The following is a 26,754-nucleotide window of genomic DNA, read 5'->3' as shown; positions in this document are numbered from 1 at the left end:
TCGTTTTTACTATTTAATTGATCGTTTTTGGATATAGTTTAAATTAGCACTACTTATATATTTTTTAATTTAGTGTTTTTCATTTATTATGTTCATTGATTAAAAAAAGAGGAATAAGTTTTTATAAAATCAATTGAAAAATCTGCAAATGCAAATTTTTCAGCATTAGGTTTTTCTTCAGGAGAAAATTTTTTTACAGATTGGTATTTTGTTATTTCTTTTTCAGGTTTGGTAAATCCATAATTATAGGCAGTTGCAAAAAATCGAATTTTGTCTTGTGTAGTTTTAAAATCGATATTTTGATATTTATATTCGGCAACATACCAAAATACTTTCAGATATCGAAGTTGCCACTGAAAATTTCCTAAGCGGTTTATTCTCTCTTTTCTGGCTTCTGTTTCATTTTTCTTTTGAATAAGAATCCAATTATATGACTTCAAACTTTCTGTATTGGCCACATAATTTTCTAAATCCTCTACAAAGGAAGGTTTCATCTGAAAATAACCCGTTGAAAAATCAGATGCAGTCTTTCCTTCATTCACATATAAAATTTTGTTTGAGGATGTCTCGAGGTAGTCAGAGTAAGAATCGTATCTTAGAATTTCCGGAAAAGCAATAGAAAGAATTTGTGATTTTTCGTTTTTATTGAGCTCTAAATCAATCTTCTTTTTTTGTTTTTTTAATAATGAAAAAGCACGGTTAATTTCTTTTCGATAATATTCTATACCCTCATTTTTATAACTAAAAACAGATTTAATTTTAAAACGATTTTTTGCATCTAAACTATTTTTATTAATAGTAAATGATGCTGATGTCAGAAAAAGAAATGATATTATAATTAACTTTTTCATGAGTAAAAAGTCTATAAAGCTATAGCTAATTTACTAAGAACTAATTATATCAAAGCTTTTTTATGGATTTATTTTTAGAAAAATACAGAGCAAAAAAAATCTGTTTTAACATTTAAGTTAAAACAGATTTTGGAGTAAGTATTTTTGATTTTATCTTTTATTATAAACTAAAAGTGCTTCTTTTAAAACATTTACAGCTTTAATCAAATCTTTTTTATTTAAAACATACGCGATTCTTACCTGATTCAATCCCATTCCCGGAGTTGAATAAAAACCGGCAGCCGGAGCAACCATAACAGTTTCACCATTAAGATCGTAACTTTCTAAAAGCCATTGTGCAAAGTCTTCAGAATTCTCGATTGGCAATTGCGCGATGCAATAAAAAGCACCTTTTGGTTTCGTTACAATTACACCTTCAATTTTATTAAGTTCGGTGATTAAAGTATCACGACGACTTTTATATTCTGATATCACTTCATCAAAATAGCTTTGTGGTGTATCTATAGCAGCTTCACAAGCAATTTGTTCGATAGTTGGCGGACTTAAACGTGCCTGGGCAAATTTCATTACAGTTGCCAAAACAGCTGCATTTTTAGTAACCAGACAGCCAATTCTTGCACCACACATACTGTAACGTTTTGAAACAGAATCTACCATAATTACGTTTTGCTGTACATCATCCAGATTCATCACAGAAAAATGAACGTCATCTCCGTCGTATAAGAATTCGCGATAAACTTCATCTGCGATTAAATACAAATCATGTTTTTTGATTAAACCTGCTAATTGTTTAATTTCTGATTCAGAGTATAAATAACCTGTTGGGTTTCCAGGATTACAGATTAAAATGGCTTTCGTTTTTGAAGTAATTAACTTTTCAACCTCTTCGATACCAGGCAAAGCAAATGCCGTTTCGATAGTCGAAACAAGAGGTATTACTGTTGCACTTGTTGATGATGCAAAGGCATGATAATTAGCGTAAAAAGGCTCAGGGATAATGATTTCATCTCCCGGGTCTGTAATAGTGGCCAATGCAAATAATAAGGCTTCAGATCCACCAGTAGTTATAATGATGTCTTCTGAGTTAACATTTACGTTTTGACGCTGGTAAAATTTTGCTAATTTTTTTCTATAACTTTCATATCCGGCAGACGGACTGTATTCTATAATACTTAAATCAATATTTTTTACCGCCTCGATGGCCACTTCGGGTGTTTTTATATCCGGTTGACCAATGTTTAAGTGATACACTTTATGTCCTTTTTGTTTTGCAATGTCTGCATAAGGAGCTAGTTTGCGTATCGGTGATTCGGGCATGTTTCTGCCTTTGTGTGAAATTGTTGGCATGAGCTTAATTATTGAAGTGCAAATTTGCATTTTTTTTTCCAATTTAACGTAAACATTATAGGGTGTTACGAAAATGTAACAATTATCAATATTTTTATTAATTTTATCCTAAAATATTATCAATGAAAAAATATTTCATGCTGTTTTTTGGGCTTTTCACACCTTTTTTGCTTTTGGCTCAGGAAGATTTCTCGATCGAAGACCACCGTACTAAGGTAGTTATACCTTTTAAACTCATTAATAATCTTGTTTTTATTCCGATAAAAGTCAATGGAATCGAGTTGAATTTCTTGTTAGATTCAGGAGTCGAGGAAACCATCTTGTTTAGTATGGAAGAGAAAAAAGAGGTTAGCTTTAAAAATGTAGAGAAGATAAAGTTAAGAGGGTTAGGAAGTGAAGAAGAAATCGAGGGGCTAAAATCAACCAATAATACATTAGAAACTCATGGATTAAGATCTCATAATCATTTGTTGTATATTATTTTAGATCAAAATTTTAATTTGTCTTCTCATATCGGAATTCCTGTAAATGGTATTATTGGGTATCAATTTTTTAAAAATAATTTAGTTGAAATTAATTATCAGAAGAAAAAAGTCATTATACATACCAACAACGAAAAAAATCAAAAGAGGATAGACAAAAAATTTAAGACAGTTCCTATTACTATCGAAAGGGCGAAGCCTTATATTCTTGCAAATGCTGTTGTTGATAGTGTTAACATTGCTGCTAAATTATTAATTGATATTGGTAATAGTGACGCTTTCTGGATTTTTGACAACAACAAAATTAAATTGCCTAAAAAGAATTTTCCTGATTTTTTAGGAAAAGGATTTAGTGGTGATGTAGAAGGTCATCGGGCTAAAATTAAGAAGTTTTCTGTTGATGAATTTGATTTTAAGAATCCAATTGTTGCTTTTCCTGATTCAACTTCTATTAGAAATGTCAGAATGGTTCCGGGGCGTATTGGTTCAGTAGGTGGTGAAGTTTTAAAGCGATTTACTGTTATTTTAGATTATGAAGATAAAAAGATGTTTCTTAAAAAAAACAGTAAATTTTCAGAACCTTTTACCTACAATAAAAGTGGTATTACGGTACAGCATAATGGTTTGCAATGGGTTCAGGAAACAGTACATTTAGAAACCGTTCGAGTGGTTACTTCACCAAGTGAGGCTGGTTTTAATGATAGTAAGAATAATGATTTCAAATATAAGTTTTCATTAAAACCTGTTTATGAAATCGTAAACATCCGTAAGCATTCTGCAGCAGAAAAATGCGGTTTAAAAGCTGGGGATATTATTGTTAGCATTAATCAGACAACACCATACAAATATTCATTGCAGCAAATTAATATGCTATTAAAATCGGAAGAAGATGTGTGGATTACTTTGGAGGTAGAACGCAATAGTTTAATTTTAAAATTCAGGTTTAAACTGGAAGATGAATTGTAAGAAAATACAATTAAAAAAAGCACACTTTTTTACATTAAGATCGTGATTATCAATAATATTTTTATATTTTGTTTAAATTTTACTAAAATTTTGTTGTTTTAAAAAAATAGTACCTATTCAGCGTTAATATTTATTAAGTTTGCCAACAAATTAATAGTTTATGGTTGAAAAATACACTAATTTCTTACGAGTAATTTTGTTTTTCGTCTTTCTTTCATTTTTTCCTTCGGAAACTTTTGCACAATGTGCCGGTGATGATGGAGAAGTGCCTCCAATTTGTAATGTTGCTGATGTGAGCAACCAAACAATAGATTTATTTGCTTTCTTAAATGGTTTACCACTTACAGGAGGTGAATGGACTGATGATAACGGTTCTGGTGGACTAAATGCAACTACCGGAATTTTAAATGCACATCTTATTCGTCGTAGTGGGACTTTTAATTATACTTACACTGTTGAAGGTTTTGGTCTTTGTCCGGATAATTCAGCTACTGTTAAAGTAACGATAGGAGGATACTCAGGAGTTTCATCTCCAAATGTTTCTGTTTGTAGTGCTGTTGAGACTTTTAATCTTTTCTCTGCTTTTGATGGTGAATACTTAGCACCGCATTCTAACGGACAATGGCATAACGATACTACAAATCAAAATATTGGTCCCAATCTTCCTGTAAAAAATTTGCGTGGAACTTTTCAGTTTACTTATACGATGCCTGCTTTTGGTACTTGTCCTGCCATGTCATCAACCGCAAAGGTTACTGTTATCAGGGCACCTGAGTCAGGAACTGCTAATAGAGTATCATTATGTGGGAGCGATGGTTTAACGGCTTATACAGATTATGATTTGTTTAATTCACTTTCCGGAGAAGATGCAGGTGGCGTTTGGAGAGATAATAGCAATACCGGAGAATTAACCACTGTCGGAGATCATAATATTGATATACAAAAAATATTCAACAGATTGGGAGCAGGGGATTACTCTTTTACTTATACTGTTGCTTCAACAAACCCAATTTGTTCAAATGAGTCGACCTCAATCAGAATCAGACTTGAGCGAAAACTTGATTTTACAGATGCCAAGGTTACAGTTGATTCGGATATATGCGAAACAGAAATCCCAACAGCGACTTATTCTGTAACTATTACTAAAGGCGCTACAACTATTCCTAATGGTAGTTATTATGTCTCGTTTAATGTTTCCGGACCAAATGGAGGATCAGAAACGATAATGGCAAATTTTACGAATGGCGTACTTATTTTCCCAATAAATTCAGATTATTTTCAAGGGGTTGGAAATTTTACTGTAAGTATTAATGATATATATTCTGTAAATAGCGAAAGGGCTTGTAAAAATATCATCAACAATTTATCAGATGTACTAAGTATATATCCAATTCCGGATTTAACAGGAGCAAAAATTGCACCCATAACGACTTGTCAAAATAGCAATACATTAGTTAGTATTTCTGATGCTGCAAGAATTATAAATGGGGATTATGATATTGTATATAATATTTCAGGTGCTAATAATGCATCTTCCCAAATAGCAAGAGTTACATTTGTGGGAGGAAGCGCGAGTTTTACAATGCCTTCGATCTTAAATTCGCAAAGTGGTACAGGAGAAATTAAGATTACGAATATTACTCATGTAATTTCACAATGTACAAACAGTGCAGATTTAAAAGGTACAATTCTTATAAATCCACTTCCTAATGTACCCACTTTAAGAATCCAAATTAATGATGTTTGTTTTGGATCACCTGTTACAGCTTCAGTTTCAGGATTAGGAAGTTTAACTAATGTTACACTGTCTTATGTGCTAACAGGAAGTAATCTGGCAGCAGTACAGACAGTCACTTTAACTGCAACAAATGGTAGTGCAAGTTTTGTAGTTCCGGCGGGGTTACTTATAAACACAGGATCTACAACAGCAACAGTTACCAATTTGATAAATAACACAACAACTTGTGGTATCAATATTACAGGTGTGGCAGATCCTTTTTCATTAAACCCTATTCCTGTCGCACCAACTGCAGGTAATCAGTCTTTTTGCAAGTCAGATTTGGCTACCATTGCTAGTTTAGAGCCAAAAGGAACGCAATACAAATGGTATAATTCCGCAACATTAACAACTCCTCTTGCCAATACTTATGTTTTAAAAGAGGAAAATTATTATGTAACAGAAACAACTTTAAATTGTACATCATCGGCAACTATGATTATAGTTACACTAAAAGATACTCCGGCTCCGGAACTTAATCCGGACGGACAAAATTTCTGCGGATTAGATGCGCCAACAATTGCAGATTTATCAAATAATACAAATGTACCTTCGTCAGTTGTTTGGTATGATGCTCCAAAAAATGGATATCTATTTCCTCCAACAACTGCCTTAGTTGATAAAAAAAAGTATTATGCCTTCGATTTCTCAACAGAAAATTGTCTTTCCTATGATTATACCGAAGTTACGGTATCCTTAACGGATTGCGATGTTGTACCACCAGATTTCTTTATTCCGGATGGATTCTCTCCTAATGGTGATGGGGTAAATGATGTATTTGTTATTACGAATATTGACTTTTTATTTCCGGATTACCAAATTGAAATTTTTAATAGATATGGGAACGGAATGTACAGGGGAGGAAAAGACAAACCGGGCTGGGACGGAATAAATTATGAAACACAGGGGCTTAACCACGGCACTGCACCAAATGGAGTTTATTTTTATGTTATCCATTTTAATAAAGGCAACACGCCTCCTAAACAAGGACGTCTTTATTTAAATCGATAATTCCGTTTTACATTATTTAATATAATTTTCAAATGAAAAAAATAATACTCTTTATAAGTTTTCTCTTTTATATAACCACAGCCTGGGCACAGCAAGACCCTGAATACACACATTATATGTATAATATGAGTGTGATTAATCCCGCATATGCAACAGGAACTCCTTTGATGATGAATTTTGGAGGTTTGTACAGAACGCAATGGGTAGGCGCCGTAGGAGCACCAAAAACGTTTACTTTTTTCGGACATACTGCCTTAAGTGATAAAATCGAAGTGGGTTTATCTTTAGTATCTGATGATATTGGAGACGGAGCCAAAAAAGAAAATAATGTTTATGGTGATTTTGCTTATGTCCTTAATTTAGGTGGGAAAAATAAACTTTCGCTTGGTCTTAAAGCGGGATTCTCAGCCTTGCAAAGCAATTTTAATGGCTTTCTTTTACAAAGCGGAAATGCAGCTACTGATGCCGCTTTCGCAGAAGACATCAATGTAACCAAACCAAATATTGGAATAGGGGCGTATTATTTTAGAGATAATTTTTATATAGGATTGTCTGCTCCAAATTTATTGAAGTCAAAACAGATTGAGGAAAAGTCAGGACTAAACGCTTATGGATCTGAAGAAATTCATACGTATTTAACTGGCGGTTATGTTTTTCAGCTAAATGATATGTGGAAAATCAAACCTGCATCAATGGCAAAATTTGTAAAAGGTGCTCCAGTTGCTGTAGATATTACGGCAAATGTTTTATACAATGAGAAATTTGAAATTGGTGCAGCTTATAGGATAAATGATTCTTTCAGTGCTTTGGCAAATATTAATGTTACACCTTCTTTAAGAATCGGTTATGCATACGATTATACGCTTTCAAATCTGGGACAATTCAATTCGGGAACGCATGAAATTATGTTGCTGTTTGATTTAGATTTATTAGGAAAAGGATATGATAAATCACCTAGATTCTTTTAAAATGATAAATATGAAAAAACTACTTGTTATTATATTCGTATTTTCAATACAGTTTATAAACGCCCAGGATAAAGATTTAGCCAGAGCCAAAAGATTTTTTGATAAGACATTTTATAGTGAAGCCATTATTTTATATGAAAAATTAGCTGAAGAAAAACCTTCTCAGGAAGTAATTAAAAACCTGGCAGATTCTTATTATTACACCAATGATTTAGTCAAAGCACAACGTTATTATAGACTTTTAATAAATAATTATAACAAAGATTTAGATCGAAATTATTATTTCAGATATGCTCAAACGTTAAAAGCTACAAATAGTCCTGCTGATGCTAATGCGGCCTTAAAGAAATATTATAGTACTGCAACAAATGGCAAAGATTCTATCTATTTTGAAAACGAACTTCACGAACTAGAAAATGTTTCTGCAATTGGAAACCGGTTTGATATAAAAAATCTGGCAATCAATACTCCTAATTCAGAGTTTGGAGCTGTAAAATATAAAGGAAATCTTGTTTTTGCAGCAGTTAAACTAAAACCGGGATTGTTTGATAAAAAGTACAAATGGGACAATGAGACTTATTTGAATTTGGTTACCGTTGCTCTAAATGAGATTAATACAACGGAATCGAATGTAAGTTATTTTGCAGACGAATTAAAAACCGGAATGCACGAAGCAAATGCTGTTTTTACTAAAGATGGCAAAACAATGTATTTTACGCGAAATTATTCTAAAAATGGAACGAAAAAGAAAAACGATGAGAAAATTTCGAATCTTCAGATTTTTAAAGCCGAGTTAGTTGATGGAAAATGGACCAATATTACAGCACTTCCGTTTAACAGTCCGAATTATTCTGTAGAACATCCTGCTCTTAGTGCTGATGAAAAAGTATTGTATTTTGCTTCTGATATGCCGGGAAGCCTTGGTTCTTTTGATATTTATTCAGTAAATGTCAATAAAGGAGCATTTGATACACCAAAAAATTTAGGAACAATTGTCAATACAGATAAAAGAGAGCAATTTCCTTTTGTTTCAAATGATAACAAACTTTATTTTTCTTCTGATGGACATTTAGGTTATGGATCGTTGGATGTTTTTGTTTCAGATATTAACGGAAATGAATATTCAGAACCTGTTAATATCGGTTTGCCATTAAATTCTAATTTGGATGATTTCTCTTTTAATATTGATTCAGATACCAAAGAAGGTTATTTTGCATCCAACAGAGATGGCGGAAAAGGAAGCGATGACATCTATCAATTCAAGGAAATTAAAGATTTAATTGTTGAAGATTGTAAACAGTTTATTGCCGGAACAATTACAGATGTTGATACTAAATTAGTACTAGAAAATGCGACTGTAATGTTGCAGGATTCTGCTAAAAAGACTTTAAATACAATTACGACTTCGGCAGATGGGCAATTTAGTTTTACTGTTGCGTGCGAGAGTACGTATACAATTGTTGCTTTTAAAGAAAAATATACTAACGAGTCAAGAACTTTGGAAATTGGAAAAACCAGAAATATAACCAACGATGGTTCATTGGCATTAAAATCTTTAGACGCCATTAAATTGGAAGAACAGAAAAATGCAGAAGATAAACGAAAAGAAGAAATTCGTCTGGAAAAAGAGAAAAAAGATAAAGAAGCTCTGGCTCTTATCGCTTTAAATGAAGCAACAAAAAAGGCTAAAGCCGATGAAATTGCAGCAGGAGAAGCGAAGAAAAAAGAAAAAGAGAATCAAATTATGGCACAGGAAAAAGATGTCGTAAAAGATAAAGACCGATTAATCATTAAAACGGATCCGATTTATTTCGATTATAATATGTGGTACATTCGTAAAGAATCGAAAGTAGTTTTAGGCAGAGTTGTGGCTTTAATGAATAAATATCCGGGAATGGTGATCGAAATTGGATCCCATACTGATTCACGTGGAAATGCGAAATTCAATGAGGAGTTATCTCAAAAAAGAGCCAATTCGACCAGAGAATTTATTATTCAGTCTGGTATCAATGCCAGCAGAGTTTCGGCTAAAGGTTATGGAGAATCTGTGCCAATTATAAAATGTAAAACAGATGATGCCTGTTCAGAAGAAGATCACGAATTGAACAGACGAAGCGAATTTGTAATTAAAAAGTTATAAATATATCTGATCAAAAAATACAATTTTAATTAAGAAGCCTTTTTTTTGGCTTCTTTTTTATTTATTTTTATAGGATAAGAATGAACTTAAAAATTAAACTATGAAAAAAATAATCGCATTATCCTTGGTTATCACTTGTATTGGATTCCAAAGTTGTAAAAATGATGAAAAACAAAAAGAAATTGAAGCCGCTAAAGCCGAAGGTGAAAAGGTTGTAAGTTCTCAGTGTTATAAGGCGATATATGAAAAAGATACGATTGATTTAAAAGTAAACACATTAAAAAATGGAAAGATATCCGGAGATATGGTGATGAAAGTTGCTAATGCACCGGAACGAACTGGTGAAGTAGCAGGAGAATTTAAAGGGGATACTTTGTTTGTTGACTATACATTTGTAGATACTACAAATAAAAACACAAAATTTAAAAATCCTATGGCACTTTTAAAACGAGATAGCCAACTTATCTTAGGAAATGGAACCATGCAAACGACAATGGGCGTTACTTATTTGGTAAAAGATAAACCAATAGATTTCGAAAATGTGAAATATAAATTCACAACTGTTGAGTGTACAGATAAATCAAAATAAATAAAGAAAAAATACAATAAAAAAGCCGTTTCATATGAAACGGCTTTTACTATTTAGTTTAAATTGTTTTTTTATAACACTTCACCTTTAATTTTTAAGGCTACACGACCATCAGGATAATTCACTGCATTGGTTTCAACAGTAATAGTTTTACGAATAGGACCAGCGGCCATATTATATTTTACATCAATTTTTCCTTTTTTCCCTGGTAAAATAGCAGTTGCTGGTTTTGTAACTACGATAGTACTTACTGTAGATTCTGCACCAGTAATTATCAATGGAGCGTCTCCGGTGTTGGTGAATTCGAATGAACGAACTGCATTATCACTCTTAGAAATTTTTCCATAATCAATTGTATTGTCCTGAGCCGAAAATTCAATTTTCGGGCCATTTTGTGCGTAACCCATTGCAGTAAACAATACGATTGCAATAAAAGAGGCAACATTTTTCATTTTGAAATTATTTTAAGTTGTAAGTAAATATACATTCTTTTAATTAACACACAAATTATTAATTCGCTTTTTATAGTGTCTTTAATTATTTACTTTTGCTGTCAGTTATAATTACAAAAATTGAACCAAAGTTTTTATGGTTTATTTGTTTAACTGTTTAATCGTTTAATTGATAACGATTAAGAAAGAGTAAAACAAATTAACGATTAAACAAATTAACGATTAAACATATCCACGATAAAATGACAATTCCAGCACAATTTGACGCTAAAACGATCGAGAATAAATGGTATGATTACTGGATGAAAAACAACTATTTTCATTCGGAGCCAGATCACAGAACACCTTACACAATTGTAATTCCACCGCCAAACGTAACAGGAGTGCTTCATATGGGGCATATGCTGAACAATACAATTCAGGATGTTTTAATTCGTCGCGCACGTCTTAAAGGTTTCAATGCATGCTGGGTTCCGGGAACGGATCACGCATCAATTGCAACTGAGGCGAAAGTTGTAGCAAAATTAAAAGCAGAAGGAATCAATAAAAATGATTTAACACGCGAAGAGTTTTTAGCACACGCCTGGGAATGGACAGATAAATACGGTGGAGTTATCCTTGACCAACTTAAAAAGTTAGGAGCTTCCTGCGACTGGGAAAGAACTAAATTTACCATGGATCCTGATATGTCGGCGTCTGTAATTAAATCGTTTGTTGATTTATATAACAAAGGTTTGATTTATAGAGGATACCGAATGGTAAACTGGGACCCGGAAGCTAAAACAACACTTTCTGACGAAGAAGTTATTTACGAAGAGCAACAAGGAAAATTATTTTTCTTAAAATATAAAATTGAAGGTTCAGAAGATTTCTTAACGATTGCAACAACACGTCCTGAAACTATCTTTGGGGATACTGCAATTTGTATCAACCCAAATGATGCCCGTTTTACTCATTTAAAAGGAAAAAAAGCTATTGTTCCTATTTGTGGCAGAGTAATTCCAATTATCGAAGATGAATATGTAGATGTAGAATTCGGAACCGGATGTTTAAAAGTAACTCCGGCGCACGATATGAATGACAAAACGCTGGGGGAGAAGCACAATCTTGAAATCGTTGATATCTTTAATGAAGATGCTACACTAAATAGTTTCGGATTGCATTATCAGGGAAAAGATCGTTTTGTGGTTCGTACTGAAATTGCAAAAGAATTAGAAGAAATTGGCGCTTTGGCGAAGACCGAAATCCATTTGAATAAAGTAGGAACATCTGAAAGAACCAAAGCGGTAATCGAACCAAGATTGTCAGATCAATGGTTTTTGAAGATGGAAGATTTAGTTAAACCGGCAATTCAATCTGTATTGGTTGATGGCGATATTAAATTGCACCCAAAACGTTTCGAAAACACATATGCACACTGGTTAAATAATATCCGTGATTGGAATATCTCTCGTCAATTATGGTGGGGACAACAAATCCCGGCCTACTATTACGGAGATGGAAAAGAAGACTTTGTAGTTGCAGAAAACATCGAAGATGCCTTAGCTTTAGCTAAAGAAAAAACGAACAACCAACAACTAACAACCAACAACCTGAAGCAGGATGTTGACGCCTTAGACACCTGGTTTTCATCCTGGCTATGGCCGATGTCTGTTTTTGGTGGAATAATGGATCCGGAAAGTGCAGATTATAAATATTATTATCCAACTAATGACCTGGTAACTGGTCCGGATATTTTATTTTTCTGGGTTGCCAGAATGATTATTGCAGGATATGAATATGCTGGCGAAAAACCATTTACAAATGTATATTTGACTGGTTTGGTTCGTGATAAACAACGTCGCAAAATGTCTAAATCATTAGGAAATTCTCCTGATCCTTTAGACCTGATCGAAAAATTCGGTGCCGATGGTGTTCGTGTAGGATTGCTTTTGAGTGCTTCTGCCGGAAACGATATTATGTTTGATGAAGAATTATGTAATCAGGGAAAAGCATTTTCAAACAAGATTTGGAATGCCTTTAAATTGATAAAAGGCTGGGAGGTTTCTGAAACTATTCCACAACCGGAATCATCAAAAGTAGCAATCGAATGGTACGAAGCGAAATTGCAGCAAACCTTAGTTGATATTGAAGATAATTTTGAGAAATACAGAATTTCAGATTCGTTAATGGCCATTTACAAATTGGTTTGGGATGATTTCTGTTCCTGGTTTTTAGAGATGATTAAACCGGCTTACCAACAGCCAATTGACAAAGCAACGTTTGATAAAGCAATTGAAATGTTAGAAAGTAACTTAAAATTGTTACATCCGTTTATGCCATTCTTAACAGAGGAAATTTGGCATTTAATTGCTGACAGAACTGCTGAAGAAGCATTAATTGTTTCAACATGGCCAGAATTAAAACCATTTAATGCGAGTTTAATTACTGATTTTGAAAGTACAATTGAAGTAATTTCTGGAATCAGAACGATTAGAAAAGATAAAAATATTCCATTTAAAGATGCAATCGAATTGAAAGCAATCAACAGCGAGAATATCTCAACTTATTTTGATACAATCGTAACTAAATTAGGAAATATTTCCGCTTTCGAATATGTTTCGGCTAAAGTAGATGGAGCATTATCTTTCCGTGTAAAATCAAATGAATATTTCATTCCGATTTCAGGAGGAAATATCGATGTTGAAGCTGAAATTGCAAAATTAACTGCAGAATTAGTTTACACGCAAGGTTTTTTAAAATCAGTTGAGGCAAAATTGTCTAATGAGAAATTCGTTTCGGGAGCACCAGAAAAAGTTTTGGCTAACGAAAAACAAAAAGAAGCTGATGCCTTGGCGAAAATTGCTACAATCGAGCAGAGTATTGCTGGTTTGAAATAAGAATCTAGCTTACTTTAAATATAAAAAATCCCAATTCTGAATTTTCAGAATTGGGATTTTTTTATTTAATAGAGTACTATTTTACAGGTTCTCTTAATATAGTTTTCAATTTATCGGGAGAAGTTTTTCGAAAATCTGACAAATAGATTTCATGATGGATTCCATTTTTTTGTAAATTGTTTTCAGAAGTAAATTCTTGTATTTTTTTAAGTGTTTCAGGCTCATTGGCAAAAGGACCAACATGAAGAATTTGTATTACTTTGCCTTCTGTCATTTCATAAAATTCGATTGTACTTGCAGCTTTTATTCCTTTTTTATTAATAACAATAGCAGTAGCTTCTTCGACTTGTTCTCTGGTAACAAAATCTGGCATTCTGATCATTAATCTGTAATTCCATTCACTTCGTGGTATTTTTAAGGGCGCTTCCTCCATAGAAATAAGCTTGTATTTTTCTTCATCAAAACTCCATAAGCCTTCTAGTTTTGGTACGACAAAATCATGGTTTAATGCTTTGCACATAAATTTTATAACGTAAGCTGTAGCGTATAATACTTGAATTTTATCCGAAAAAACTTGTTCAGAAGGATCACCCTTACCTGTAATTGACAAATAATGTGTCTCTCCAATATAAAGTATCTGAGGTTTAGTTTTAGCGGTATAATATACCTTGTCGGCCTTTGTTAAATCTAATTTATCCATTTTTGATTTGTTTAGATGGCAAAGTAAATCATACCATGTGACAACCCTATGTCATCAGTAATTCTATTTTTTATTATTTCGATTTAAAACCAAAAACAAAGGATAAGAAATCAAAGTAATTCCAATTATGATTAAAAAGCTTTTAAGATCGCTAAAAATAAAACCAGCAAGTATTGCAATTGAAGCAATAATGGCTAAAATGGTTGCCCAGGGATACCAAATAGATCGATAAGGTCTTGCTAATTCCGGTTCAGAAGATCTTAATTTTAAAAGCGCACAATACGCCAACCCCCAAACAATAATAGAGGTAAAGGCAGCAAACGTAAATAAAACTTCAAAAGAACCAATACAAATTAAAAACAAACTAAAAAGTGATGAAACCAGCAGGGCCGTAATGGGAGTGCCGCCTTTATTAACTTTTGTGCCCTTTTCAATAAAAAAACCATCCCGGCTTAAGCCATATAAAATTCTTGGTGGAATCATCATGAAAGCGTTCAGAATGCTGATTAAAGAGAAAATAGAAATTACTGTTACGATAATAGCGCCATTTTTACCGAAGATAATGTTGGCAACATCGGCGGCAGCCAGATTAGATTTTGCTATGTTTTCCAGCGATAAAACATGGAAAAATGCAACGTTTACCAAAACATAAATAGCAATAACCAGAAGCACACCGCTGTATAATGATTTCGGAATATTTTTACTCGGATTATCATTTTCCTCAGCAAAAAAGCAAACGCTATTCCAGCCATTATAAGTCCCAATGATAAGTTGCAGCGATTTAAAAAAGCCAAATATAAGTCCGATTTGGAAGAATGAATTGTCTTTAGGAATCGGAGCTAATTGCACTCCGGAATACATAAAACACGCCACAACTAAACAAACAAAACAAATAACTTTAAGGAAACTGGTAATTTGCTGAATGGCACTTCCGTTTTTTACACCGCTTAAATGCAACAATACAAATGCAATTAAAAGTGAAATTGCCATTACAGTAGAATAATTTGCTAAACCCGGAAACAAAATAATCAAATATTCACTGATTACAATACAGTAAAAGGCGGGCGGAATCGCATTGGTAATATAATCAAACCAGCCAGATAAGAAACCGGCATAATCTCCAAAAGCTCTTTTAATGTAATTGTAAGATCCTCCTGCTTTTGGAAGCATTGTAGCAAGCTCTGCATACGAATTGGCGCCAATTAAAACATATATTCCACCAAAAAGCCAGGAAGCAATGATCAGCCAATAATTATCTAACATTCCGGCAATTGTTCCCGGTGTTCGCAGAATTCCAACTCCAATTGTTCCTCCAATTAAAACTGCAATATTAAAACTTAATCCAAGCGTTTTTTTTAATTGGTTTGGTTTGGAATCTGACATAGAATTTTGTTTTGTTGAAATTAGAATGCTTGTCGCAAAAGTAAAGATATTTAAAGCACTTTCTTCTCTGAAAATAAAAAACCTCATCTATTGCTAAATGAGGTTTTTTAAAAGGTTTTATAAATTGAGATTCTGTTTTGGTTTATTTTTTTTGTTTGAGATATTTATCTAAAAAAGCAAGTGTTTTTTTAGAAGTAGTGATTTGATTTTCTTTTTTCTGAAAACCATGACCTTCATCAGGGTAAACAACATATTCAACAGGAACACCATTTTTTTTCACACCGGCTACTATTTCATCACTTTCGACAGGCAGGACTCTGACGTCATTTGCACCCTGAAAAACAAGCAATGGTTTGTTTATTTTTTGATAATTAAATAATGGCGATATCTTTTTCAGGCGTATACTATCAGAAGTATATGGATCTCCTAATTCATCATAAAGCGCTGCACGAAAGGATTCCCAATAAGGTGGAATGCTTTTTAAAGTTCTTAACCAGTTGGCAACACCAAACAAGTTTACGCCCACTTTAAATTCCTCAGGATGAAATGCCAATGCACCTAAAACCATGCAGCCACCATAACTTCCTCCGTAAATACCAATTGAAGTTGAATCGATATAATTTTGCTGTGTCAGCCATTTTTTACCCCAAATACAATCCTTCAGATCACCGTTACTATGGTCTTTGTTGTCTAGTTTGTAAAACGTTTTTCCGTAACCGTTGCTGCCACGATTATTGACCGCTAAAACTGCATAGCCATGATTGACCAAATATTGAATACTGTTTGAATATCCAATTCGGCTTTGTCCCCCAGGTCCGCCATGAACCCATATCAATGCTGGTACCTTACTATTTTCTGATGCCTGTAAAGGTTTGTAATAAATTGCCGGGATTTCTTTTCCATCAAAAGATTTAAACCGTACTACTTCTGCTTTTACAAGGTCATTCTGATCAATTTTTTTGCTTAAGGTTGAGGTTAATTGTTTTAAAGTTTTAGTTGGAATATCATATACATATAAATTTGGTGAGCTCGTACTGCTTCCTACTGTCAGTAATAATTTATTTTCACTGTTAGAGATAATTACGTTTTGAACATCACCATCTTTCAAATCAGGAAAATCTATCTTTTTTCCAGATTTATGGTCGAAAAGAATGACCTTGTTTTTACCGTCATCGTTAATAAAAACGATATGATATTTTTCATTTTCGCTTAGACTCATATAATTCACATCCCACTTGTCTTCGAAGATTTTTTCAGATTTACCCGTGTTTAAATTGTATTTTACCAGGTAACTAAATTGACTGTTATCGTTCGTTGAATAGTAAAAGATACTGTCATTTTTTTCGAAAGCCATCGGAATCCAGCTAGCTTCTTTGTCGGAACTGATTTTTTTAGTGGTTTTGGTTTTACTATCGTAAATATGCAGTTCATTTTTATCTGTTGTAATTTCTTTTGTTAACGCTATATATCTTTCAGTTTTACTGATTACCGACGGAGTTAAACCTATCTCGTTTTTATATAAAATGACAGGTTTCCAACTAAGTGTGTCCAATTTAATAATATCAAAATATTTTACATCTCGCTTATTACTGCTTACGTACATATTTTTCTTGTCGAGACTCCAGCCAACAAAACTATTGGCGCTATTGGGCCAGGGTGTAATGTCTTTTACGGAAGCATCGGTTCTATTCATTAAATAGAGGTGTGTATTTTCATTTCCTCCTTTATCAGATGAATAAATAAATTTTGAATTACCAGGCAAATAATCAACAGCATAATTACTTTCTGTTTTAGATTTTGTAAGTGCAACAGAGGAGGTGTCTGCAATATTTAATTCATACAGATTTGCAATTCCGGTAACATTGTTATTAATTAATATTTTAGTTTCATCCTTATTAAAACCAGCTGCACCAATTGCTTTGGTATCATAAAAATCTTCTACAGCATATTGTTTGGGCATTCTTGCTTCTTCTTTGTTTTCTTCTTTTTTGCACGAATTAAGTATTAGCAAAGAAAAAACTCCAATTATAATAAACTTTTTTTTCATTTTATACGGTTTTAAATTATTGGTTATCAGTTGTTAATAATCAAATTTAAACAAAAAAAGTATTGGGTGGAAAATAAAAAACCTCATCTATTGCTAAATGAGGTTTTCTAAGGAAATTTAAAAACCAAAACTTCTTCTGCTTTCAAAGAATGAAGAGACAGAAAAAGCTTTGGATAAAAAAAATCTAATTCAAATTTTTAGAACTTGTATCGTAAACTTGTCATAATTTGACGAGGTGCGATAGGGTTCACACTATAATTTTCGTGAACGGTATAATTCAATTCGTTTGTTATGTTTGATAATCTGCATAAGATGGAGAATTTTTTCCATTCATACCCAAGAGAAGCATCTACAGTAACATAACCTTCCAAAGGAATATCACGATCTCTAATTGTTACCGTATATGTTTTTGGATTGGTTGAAGGTGTGTTTTCTGTCCATAAATAATCATCATTCCAACCTCCGGTACGGTCACCAACATAGTTTCCAATAGCTCCAAAAGTTACCCCTTTTAATAAACCGCTAGGCAATTTGTAGAAAAAGCTCAAATTGGCAGTGTTTTTTGGAGTTCTTGCTAAAACATCTCCAACAACAAGGCTACCGCTTGTGCCAGATGATTTAGATACTTTGGTTTCATTAAAACTATAACCAGCCATAATGTTCAACCCTTCTACAGGTGTTGCTGTAATATCTATTTCGACTCCTTTTCCTTTTGTTGCTCCAACCAATTCTTTTAGATTAGTATTAACGTTTTGTGTAACACCGTCTGATAAATATTGAGCAGTTTGTGCTAAATTATTATTCTTAATTTGATATACAGTTACGTTTGTTGTCAAAAAACCTCTAAAGAAATCTTTTTTCACACCAACTTCATATTGATCTATAATTGATGGATCTAATGGTTTTGAATCTACTGTTGTTCCGGTATTTGGAGTGAAAGAGTTTGAATAACTTGCAAACAAAGACAAATCTTTAGTAGGCTGTACTACCAATCCTGCTTTTGGTGAGAAAGCTTTGTTTATAGCTTTAGCACCAGTTACAGGTAATGCATTTTCGTAAGCAGTTGTAATGACATTTACATTATTCTTTTTCTCTATCACTTCTTTTGTAGTGGTAGCTTCGCTTTGCTGCCATGACCAACGTAATCCCGCCAGAACTTTTATGTATTGATTTATCGAAACTAAATCTTGAAAATAGGCTCCAAAACGTTGCGTTTCTGTACTGGTTAATTGAGTAGTTCTTGTTGGATAAGGAATAATAGTAGTTTGTGTGCTATAATCGTAAGTATATAAGTTTATAGCGGTAGCTTCTGTTGTTAAAAGGTCTGCAGGTTTTCCAGGAGCATAGAATCCAAAAGTATAATTTGGAGCAAGAGAATTTTCGTAATCAACTCCGGTAAATATTTGATGTTTGATGCTTCCTGTTTTAAAATTTCCTTGTAAACTTATTTGATCACCAAAAATTTGTTCTGCACCATCAGCTTTTGTTAAACCACGTTTCCAGTTTCCATTAGCTTCGATTGTACTTAGCTGTGCTGTAGATGTTTGAGTTCTGCGGTAAGATTGATAAGAAGAATTAAAATTTAATTTCCAGTTTTTGTTGAAATCGTGATTAAACAATAGGGAAGCACTAGATGATTTAGTGTTTGCAGTGGACCAAAGTGCTCCGAAAAATTCGTTACGTGGCAGGTCTAAAATTGTTTTTCCATAGATCCCGGTACCAAAATCAGGTGTCCAGTCAGCACTTAAATAATCCCCTTGTAAGGTAATTTGAGTTTTATCTGAGAGATGAAATAAAAAGGAAGGATTGATATAAATACGTTCGTTTTTTACAAAATCCCTAAAACTTTCTGAGTTTTCATAAGATCCTGTAATTCTGTATGCTATAGATTTATTTAATGGTCCGTAAAAATCAATAGACGGTTTGTAGTAAGAATAGCTTCCAATTTGCATAGATACTTCGCCACCACTTGTGAATTTTGGTGTTTTGGTAACCAAATTCATAATTCCACCTGGTGCAACATTTCCGTACAATAAAGCTGAACCTCCTTTTAGGAATTCAACTTTTTCTAAAGAGGAAACTTCTGGTATTGAACCAGCATTATAACGGAAACCATTTTTAAACATATTATTGGCACTCATATCATATCCCCTTGAAAAGAATGATTCTTGCGCACCACCACGAGCAGATCCTACATAAACACCGTTTAGATTTTTTACTACTTCACTCAATCTTATTGCTTGTTGCTGTTCGATTACTTCACTACCAATAACCTGAACGCTTTGTGGTAAGTCCATAACTTTAATACCTGAACGTGCAGCCTCAATTGGTTTTTTAGGTTTATTTGGTGTTATTAATACCTCATTAAGAATTTCTCCTTTTTTGTTTTTAACAGTATCATTTAGAGTAGTATTATTTTCAATACTTGAATATTCCTGACTGTAAGATGCTAAACTTAAAAATGATAATCCGAAGAGTAAAATATATTTCATGTTGTTTATTAAGAATAATTAAAAATAATTTTTGCAAATATAAATAGGTATATGTTCTCTCGCAAAGTTTATTTAGATTAATTATGGTTAATATTATAACTGTTTAAATGTTAATTATTTGTATTTTTAATTAGTAAGTAAATGGTTTCAAATAGTGATGTATTTTAATTTGAAATTTGAAATTGAAACAAAAAAACCTTGCTCAACGAGCAAGGTTTTGAATATAGTAAGTAAAAAATGAATTATTACTTAACTGTAATGAGGTAAGTAGCCATTTTCCAGATTTCATTGTATTTTTTGCCGTTATGTTCTCCTGAAGCTTTCTCAGTATAAGCAAATTCTACCATGTAATTTCCTGGCCAGATTGGTGTAAATGAAACTTCTCCGTTTTCATTACTCCATAATTCTTTTTCCCAACCGTTTGGAGCGATTACTTTCATTTTTTGCTCTTTGGCAATTTTACCTTCATACAAAGCATTTACATTGATTTTTGTGTTTTGTTTTGCCGTTAAAACATCTTTAGAGAATAAACTAATAATGTTTGAGTTTGCAACAGCTTCATTTCCTTTTGCAGCATTACCAACTGTAACGTTAGCACTTGAATTGTAATCTAAAACCATAGTTCCATATACATCTTTTACTTTATGATGCATTGCAATGGTATACACTCCGTCTTCATCAGGTGTAAAGAATGCCTGATATTTATTGTCTAAAGCTTTCGCTGAAAGTTTAATTTCTTTTTTTGATGGACTAATCACAACTAACGAAAAATCTTTTAAATCTGAAAACCATTTATCAGCTTTTGTGATATCATTATCCGAAAATTCTCCAAAATAAACTGAGATTTCCTGTGCCTTTCCTTTTGTTCCTGTCGCTTTAGTTTCGATCCAAAGTGCATGAGCAAATAATTGTGGAGTTGCGACTAACATAAAAAGAAAAAAGGCGATTTTTTTTAAAAGATTTGATTTCATAAGATTAGGATTAATTTGTTAAGTATGATTATACAAATCTAAAGTTTATTTAGAATAATTAAAAATAAAAAGAAATTAATTTTTAAGTAACTTCTTTTTATAAGTTTTTAAAGTGTTGTAATACTTAGAATTTACTTGATTTGATCTACTTTTTGTGATATAATTTTCAATTTGTTTTTTTTGAATATGGTTATTTGAATTTTATTGAAAAATCATAAAAAAGGTAGCAGTTCCTTTCTAAAAGCCTTAATTTTGCAACCGAACAAAATGACACGACTTCATGATCATTCCTTTTTTAAAAAAGATACAAGGTTCCCCAAAAGGATTTAGATTAGCCAATACTGTATTTTTTTTCTTATCCGGATTTGGGTATTCTTCCTGGGTATCCCGAATTCCACATATACAAGCTGAATTACATTTGTCTGAAGCTGAATTTGGAGCTGTTTTATTTGCATTTCCGATTGGCTTAATGTTAACAATGCCTTTCACCGGAATGTTATTAAATAAATATAGCAGTCGTTATATTATGTTGTTAGGTGCAATTATGTTTAATATTGTGCTGTCTTTACCAGGCTTGGTTGCTTTTGTGTGGCAGTTGGTTATAGTGCTTTTAATCTTTGGAGCTTCGCGAAATATTTTTAATCTATCTATTAACGCACAATCTCTCGAAGTTCAAAAATTATATCCTAAATCAATTATAACTCGTTTTCATGCGGTTTGGAGCATCGCTGTTTTTTCAGGAGCTGGTTTGGGCTATGTAATGGTCACACAACATATTGCACCGTCATATCATTTATTGGGAGTTAGCGTTTTTATGATGGGACTTACGGCTTGTTTTTATCCAATGAGTATTCATAATCAGCCTGTACCTGTTAAAAAGAAGTTTTTTTCTATGCCGGAAAAAAACCTGGTCAAGTTTGCCCTGATCTGTTTTGTCTCTATGGCTTGTGAAAATACAATGTACGATTGGAGTGGTATTTATTTTAAAAATATATTGCATGCTTCACCAAAGTTAACCAGTGCCGCATTTGTGTTTTTTGCAACAGCGGTAACTTTAGGACGTTTATTTGGAGATTATGGCGTAATGAAATTTGGTACGAAACGAATTCTGTTTTATAGTGGTATTTTGATCACTGCAGGATTCGGTATCTGTTTTATTCTGCCTTATGCTTATCCAACTATTTTTGGCTATGTTTTAATTGGAGTAGGGGTTTCCTGTGTGGTTCCGCTAGTATTTAGTATCGCCGGAAGATCATCAAAACTAAGCAGTGGTTCTGCCTTAACTTCGATATCTACTATTGGTTATCTTGGATTTTTGCTCGTGCCGCCAATGGTAGGTTTCATCTCTGAATATCTAAGTATGAAATGGGCGTTTTTAATTATGGCGCTTTTAGGAATACTGATGATTTTTATGGTGAATAAGATTGGGGAGAATGAGTAGCTTTTTGGAAGTGGCTAAGATGCTAAGCTTCTGAGGTTCTAAGTTTTTTTTACCACAGGTGTCAACGCAATTTTTTTCTATGCTGGACTTCAGTCCAGCCCTACAAAAGGGGACGAACCTATGGTTCTTTTTATTGTTTTTGCTAAAGAAAATTTAGTTTAAATTACAATTGTTTGTAAAAAGCTCTTTTCCATTTATTTGACCTAAATTAGATATTTCTTTCCACGTTTTACAGGCATTATTTTGATCGCCAGATTCAAAATAAACAGCTGCTTTGTTATAAAGAGCATCTAAATTTTTTGGGTCTAATTTATAAGATTCTGAAAAATATTCAATTGCTTTAATATAGTCTTTCTTCTCGTAAGCCTTTATTGCTTTGTTGAAATAATCAAATGACTTCCTGTTGTTTTCTAAATTACCTGTATAAACAACCTCAAATTCATTCACATCATCAGTAAAAAAAATCACTTTTACTCCTCTATATATTTTTGTTATTTCACTATCAAATACAAATGATAATTCAACGGAATCATATTCTTCAAAATTTCTTAAATTCCATTTATCAAATGAATGATCAATAATTTTTTTTATGGTTTTGATCCTTGCCGAATCTTGCTTTGTAGAATAGGTAATAGATGTTTTAATTCTTTTTTCTTTTGGGAATATTTTGAAATTACCTGCAACTCTAAAATTTGAGTAATTATCTTTAAATGCTTTATTTAAATCTATTTCTATTGTTGAAGAAGTTTTAGGTGTAAATTCTTTTGAAGCCTTAATATGTTTTTTGTTAATATTTTTCTGTTTATAGTATGAAAGAAGTAACTCGTCTCTTATAAAGAAAAATCTCTTTATTTTATCATCAGTTAGATTATCAACTTGTTGGTACATTATTAAAGTATCATTGCTAATTCTTTCAATTACATATTTTGAATATTGAGATGTTCTAAGAGTGTTATTTTCCAATTTAAAATCCAAACAACTTTCATTAGTTTTATGTATTGGACTGGAATTTATACAAAGTTTATTCTTGCTTATGGTATATTCCAAAAAGGTTGAATCTCTTGTAAATCGATCAAAAAGTTTACTTCCATCTTTCATTTCGATCTTATATTTAATCCATTTTCCGTTTAATTCTGAAATATTAATTTGTGCAAAAGTAAAATTGATTAAAAAAAATGCTGATAAGAGGAGTAGGTACTTCATTTTTTAAATTAAATGTTCAAGCTTTTAAATTAATAAATAGGGGGGATAAGTATTAATCTACTTCTTACTCATAACAAACTTTTCCTTCGTCATTTTCCCTTGCAAATTTCCGGAAATTTCAGCAGTCAAAGTATTATTAGCACCTTTTGTATAAGTAATTTTTTGAGGATAATCGTGTGATGGGTTTTCGAAAACCAGTTTGTTTTCGCTTTCTGTAGTCGAACCAAAATCGATGGCTTTGTCGTTGTTTTGCCCGTTTACGGTGGCACTGTACAATAACATTTCGCCTTTTTGTGCTAAAGTTATTTTTTCAGAATGTAAAGTATCATCATTTTTTATAAAATAGGATGTCGCGCTAAAAGTACTGTCGTTTACTTTTTGCCAGCTTTCCGTCAAAACACCTTCTTCTGATTTATTTTCCCAGGTTCCAATAAGCCAATCGGCCAGTTTGATTTTATCTTTTTCGACAGTTTCTGCTTTTTTACAAGAGACAACGGCTAATAAAACAAGTAAAAGAGTGGTTTTTTGGAACATATTTTTGGTTTTTAGGTGTTAAATAGAAGTACTAATGTAAGAATTAATTGTGAATGGTGAATTGTAAATTGTGAAATGTGAATTGTAAAAATTTAATTTGAACATTTAACATTTAACATCTAACGAATAACATCTAACTACATAAAATCGCATAAACCAATTCTTTGCTTGGTTTTTGATCTTTTAGTTTTGCTCTTACCTCATCAAAAGTGACTTTAAAATCACAACCCAATTTATAATCGCTGCAACCATAGGCTGTGTTTCCTTTTATAACTGTACCTTTTTTACATTTTGGACAAGCTAATGCATCTGATTTAACTTCAGATTTTGCTTTTGGAGCTGTTTTTTTTGCTTCTAATTTAAGTTTGTAATTTTCTTCAAAGCGAATTAAACCTTCTACGGCACCGGCTTCGGTTTTAAAGCCTTTTATATTTACGGTTGAGCCTTTTTGAAGCAATCTCATATATTGACTTTCCGTTATCTTTTTATCTGCAAAAACATACGGTAATACAAAATCACAGCCTGATTTATATTCAGAACAGCCGTAAGCAGATTTTCCTTTTATCAGATTTCCTTTTTTACATTTCGGACAGGCTTCTGCCAAAATTCCGGCAGCTTTCTTTTGTTCAACTTTTACCGCTTCTTTCTGTACATTTCCGGCATGCGATATATTGGCGTGTCGGGTTTCGCTTCGCACTTCGGTGACCAGAGCTTCGACCATGCGTTTCATGTTTTTAATAAAGGCACCGGCAGTATAAGTTCCTTTTTCGATATCTTTCAATTGCTTTTCCCAGGAACCCGTCAATTCTGCCGATTTGATTAATTCATTCTGAATCGTTTCAATAAGCTGAATTCCGGTAGGTGTCGGCAAAACTTGCTTTTTGTTTCGAACGATGTATTGACGTTTAAAAAGCGTTTCGATAATATTCGCACGTGTTGACGGACGACCGATACCGTTTTCTTTCATCAATTCGCGTAAATCTTCGTCGTCGACTTGTTTACCGGCAGTTTCCATGGCGCGCAGTAAAGTTGCTTCCGTAAATTGATTCGGTGGTTTGGTTTCTTTTTCTAAAAACGAAGGTTCATGCGGACCTCTTTCACCCACAACAAAACCCGGTAATATATCAGCTTCTTTTTCTTTGGCATTCGGATCTTCAAAAACAACGCGGAAACCTTTTTTCAGGATTTCTTTCCCTGTTGTTTTAAATAGTACATCAGCCGCTTTTCCAATTACTGTGGTGTTGGCCACCAAACAATCGTCATAGAAAACAGCAATAAAACGTTTTACAATTATATCATAAACCTGTTGTTGATTGTATGGCAAATTGATTTCTATTCCGGTTGGAATAATCGCGTGGTGATCGGTAACTTTTTTATCGTTGAAAACCTTTGGTGATTTCTTTATTTTTTTCTCTAAAAGGGGTTGCGTCAAAGTACTGTAATTCGATAATTTTTGCAGAATTCCCGGTACTTTCGGATAAATATCACTAGGTAGAAAAGTCGTATCAACTCTGGGATACGTAACTACTTTTTGCTCGTACAAACTTTGTGCAATTTTAAGTGTCTCATCTGCTGAAAATCCAAATTTTGTATTGCAATATACCTGTAAACCTGTTAAATCAAACAGTTTTGGCGCGAACTCGTTTCCATTCTTTTTTTCGATTGAAACGATTTCGAATTCACTTTCTTTAACTTTATTGGCTAAAAGTTCTCCATCTTCTTTATTTAGAAAACGGCCTTCTTCATAACTAAAAAGTGTTTCTCTGTATAAAGTCTGTAATTCCCAATACGGTTGAGGTTTAAAATTTTCGATTTCTTTAAAACGCTCCACAACCATTGCTAAGGTTGGTGTCTGCACACGGCCAATAGATAATACTTGTTTATAGCCGCCATGTTTTACGGTATACAAACGGGTAGCATTCATTCCGAGTAGCCAGTCGCCAATCGCTCTTGAAAATCCGGCGTAGAATAAATTATCGTAGTTAGCTGAGGGTTTTAAGTTTTCAAAACCTTCTTTTATAGCTTCGGTGGTTAGGGACGAAATCCATAAGCGCTGTACTTCGCCTTTATAGTTGGCTTCGTTCATTACCCAACGCTGAATCAATTCTCCTTCTTGCCCGGCATCCCCGCAGTTTATCACTACTTCGGCTTTGTCGAATAGACTTTTTACAATTTTAAATTGCTTTTGAATACCTGAATTTTCAACCACTTTGGTTTCAAATTTCTCCGGAAGCATCGGCAGATTATTCAAATTCCAGCTTTTCCAGTGCGGTTTGTAATCGTTGGGTTCTTTTAAGGTACACAAATGTCCAAAAGTATAGGTCACGGCATAACCATTGCCTTCATAATAGCCATCGTGCTTGGTATTGGCTCCCAAAACGGATGCGATTTCACGTGCTACACTTGGTTTCTCGGCAATACAGACCTTCATTTTCTCTTTCTTAATTGGAAAGCAAAATTAGGGATTTATTATAAGAAAGTTGAAGGTTCTTAGGAACAAAGGGACAATGGTCTATTTTTT

18 protein-coding genes are annotated in these 26,754 nt (G+C 33.0%); 7 read left to right on the top strand and 11 right to left on the bottom strand.

What is annotated here, in order from left to right; all coding sequences use genetic code 11:
- Window positions 1-92: 92 nt before the first annotated feature.
- A complete protein-coding gene (locus IHE43_RS19440; RefSeq protein ID WP_192185442.1) occupies window positions 93-851 on the bottom strand; it encodes a hypothetical protein in 759 nt (252 codons plus the stop codon).
- A gap of 150 nt (window positions 852-1,001) precedes the next feature.
- Window positions 1,002-2,198 carry a pyridoxal phosphate-dependent aminotransferase gene (locus IHE43_RS19435; RefSeq protein WP_192185441.1) on the bottom strand — a complete coding sequence of 399 codons (1,197 nt, stop codon included), beginning with the start codon at window positions 2,196-2,198 and terminating at the stop codon, window positions 1,002-1,004.
- 122 nt (window positions 2,199-2,320) lie between these two features.
- Here IHE43_RS19435 and IHE43_RS19430 point away from each other — a divergent pair, with 122 nt between their 5' ends.
- The 5 genes from IHE43_RS19430 to IHE43_RS19410 all read left to right on the top strand — a co-directional run bounded on the left by IHE43_RS19430 (window position 2,321) and on the right by IHE43_RS19410 (window position 10,131).
- Window positions 2,321-3,646, top strand: coding sequence for a PDZ domain-containing protein (locus IHE43_RS19430; protein WP_192185440.1), 1,326 nt, complete (start codon window positions 2,321-2,323; stop codon window positions 3,644-3,646).
- Window positions 3,647-3,806: 160 nt separating this feature from the next.
- Window positions 3,807-6,434, top strand: a complete 2,628-nt coding sequence (locus IHE43_RS19425) for a gliding motility-associated C-terminal domain-containing protein (RefSeq protein ID WP_192185439.1) — start codon at window positions 3,807-3,809, stop codon at window positions 6,432-6,434.
- 32 nt (window positions 6,435-6,466) lie between these two features.
- Window positions 6,467-7,402 (top strand): type IX secretion system membrane protein PorP/SprF, encoded by a 936-nt coding sequence (locus tag IHE43_RS19420; protein ID WP_192185438.1) that lies wholly within the window; start codon window positions 6,467-6,469, stop codon window positions 7,400-7,402.
- A gap of 10 nt (window positions 7,403-7,412) precedes the next feature.
- The gene (locus tag IHE43_RS19415; RefSeq protein WP_192185437.1) at window positions 7,413-9,542 is read left to right on the top strand and encodes an OmpA family protein; all 2,130 of its coding nucleotides are present in this window, start codon (window positions 7,413-7,415) and stop codon (window positions 9,540-9,542) included.
- 100 nt (window positions 9,543-9,642) lie between these two features.
- Window positions 9,643-10,131, top strand: a complete 489-nt coding sequence (locus IHE43_RS19410; RefSeq protein ID WP_192185436.1) for a hypothetical protein — start codon at window positions 9,643-9,645, stop codon at window positions 10,129-10,131.
- Between the two features lie 71 nt (window positions 10,132-10,202).
- On the opposite strand, the gene IHE43_RS19405 is transcribed toward IHE43_RS19410, so the two are convergent.
- Window positions 10,203-10,583 carry a DUF1573 domain-containing protein gene (locus IHE43_RS19405; protein WP_192185435.1) on the bottom strand — a complete coding sequence of 127 codons (381 nt, stop codon included), beginning with the start codon at window positions 10,581-10,583 and terminating at the stop codon, window positions 10,203-10,205.
- A 242-nt stretch (window positions 10,584-10,825) separates the two neighbouring features.
- Between IHE43_RS19405 and IHE43_RS19400 the strand changes: the two genes are divergently transcribed.
- The gene (locus IHE43_RS19400; protein WP_192185434.1) at window positions 10,826-13,462 is read left to right on the top strand and encodes a valine--tRNA ligase; all 2,637 of its coding nucleotides are present in this window, start codon (window positions 10,826-10,828) and stop codon (window positions 13,460-13,462) included.
- A 76-nt stretch (window positions 13,463-13,538) separates the two neighbouring features.
- On the opposite strand, the gene IHE43_RS19395 is transcribed toward IHE43_RS19400, so the two are convergent.
- The 5 genes from IHE43_RS19395 to IHE43_RS19375 all read right to left on the bottom strand — a co-directional run bounded on the left by IHE43_RS19395 (window position 13,539) and on the right by IHE43_RS19375 (window position 21,055).
- Entirely contained in the window at window positions 13,539-14,162 is a 624-nt protein-coding gene (locus IHE43_RS19395; protein ID WP_192185433.1) for a GyrI-like domain-containing protein, read from the bottom strand.
- A 63-nt stretch (window positions 14,163-14,225) separates the two neighbouring features.
- A complete protein-coding gene (locus IHE43_RS19390) occupies window positions 14,226-15,545 on the bottom strand; it encodes an APC family permease (RefSeq protein WP_192185432.1) in 1,320 nt (439 codons plus the stop codon).
- A gap of 142 nt (window positions 15,546-15,687) precedes the next feature.
- Window positions 15,688-17,592 carry a S9 family peptidase gene (locus IHE43_RS19385; protein ID WP_192185431.1) on the bottom strand — a complete coding sequence of 635 codons (1,905 nt, stop codon included), beginning with the start codon at window positions 17,590-17,592 and terminating at the stop codon, window positions 15,688-15,690.
- 197 nt (window positions 17,593-17,789) lie between these two features.
- A complete protein-coding gene (locus tag IHE43_RS19380) occupies window positions 17,790-20,084 on the bottom strand; it encodes a TonB-dependent siderophore receptor (RefSeq protein WP_192185430.1) in 2,295 nt (764 codons plus the stop codon).
- Window positions 20,085-20,329: 245 nt separating this feature from the next.
- Window positions 20,330-21,055, bottom strand: a complete 726-nt coding sequence (locus tag IHE43_RS19375; RefSeq protein WP_192185429.1) for a DUF4198 domain-containing protein — start codon at window positions 21,053-21,055, stop codon at window positions 20,330-20,332.
- 280 nt (window positions 21,056-21,335) lie between these two features.
- Here IHE43_RS19375 and IHE43_RS19370 point away from each other — a divergent pair, with 280 nt between their 5' ends.
- Complete coding sequence (locus IHE43_RS19370) at window positions 21,336-22,496, top strand: MFS transporter (RefSeq protein WP_192185428.1); 1,161 nt, start codon at window positions 21,336-21,338, stop codon at window positions 22,494-22,496.
- A gap of 153 nt (window positions 22,497-22,649) precedes the next feature.
- On the opposite strand, the gene IHE43_RS19365 is transcribed toward IHE43_RS19370, so the two are convergent.
- The 3 genes from IHE43_RS19365 to IHE43_RS19355 all read right to left on the bottom strand — a co-directional run bounded on the left by IHE43_RS19365 (window position 22,650) and on the right by IHE43_RS19355 (window position 26,664).
- On the bottom strand, window positions 22,650-23,594 hold the full coding sequence (locus IHE43_RS19365) for a lipopolysaccharide assembly protein LapB (RefSeq protein ID WP_192185427.1): 945 nt from the start codon (window positions 23,592-23,594) through the stop codon (window positions 22,650-22,652).
- Between the two features lie 162 nt (window positions 23,595-23,756).
- Entirely contained in the window at window positions 23,757-24,233 is a 477-nt protein-coding gene (locus IHE43_RS19360) for a DUF6265 family protein (protein ID WP_192185426.1), read from the bottom strand.
- A 133-nt stretch (window positions 24,234-24,366) separates the two neighbouring features.
- A complete protein-coding gene (locus IHE43_RS19355; RefSeq protein ID WP_192185425.1) occupies window positions 24,367-26,664 on the bottom strand; it encodes a type IA DNA topoisomerase in 2,298 nt (765 codons plus the stop codon).
- Between the last annotated feature and the right edge of the window lie 90 nt (window positions 26,665-26,754).

The sequence above is a fragment of the Flavobacterium sp. MDT1-60 genome, assembly GCF_014844035.1.
Taxonomy (GTDB): Bacteria; Bacteroidota; Bacteroidia; order Flavobacteriales; family Flavobacteriaceae; genus Flavobacterium.
This window is presented reverse-complemented; position numbering and strand designations above follow the sequence as displayed.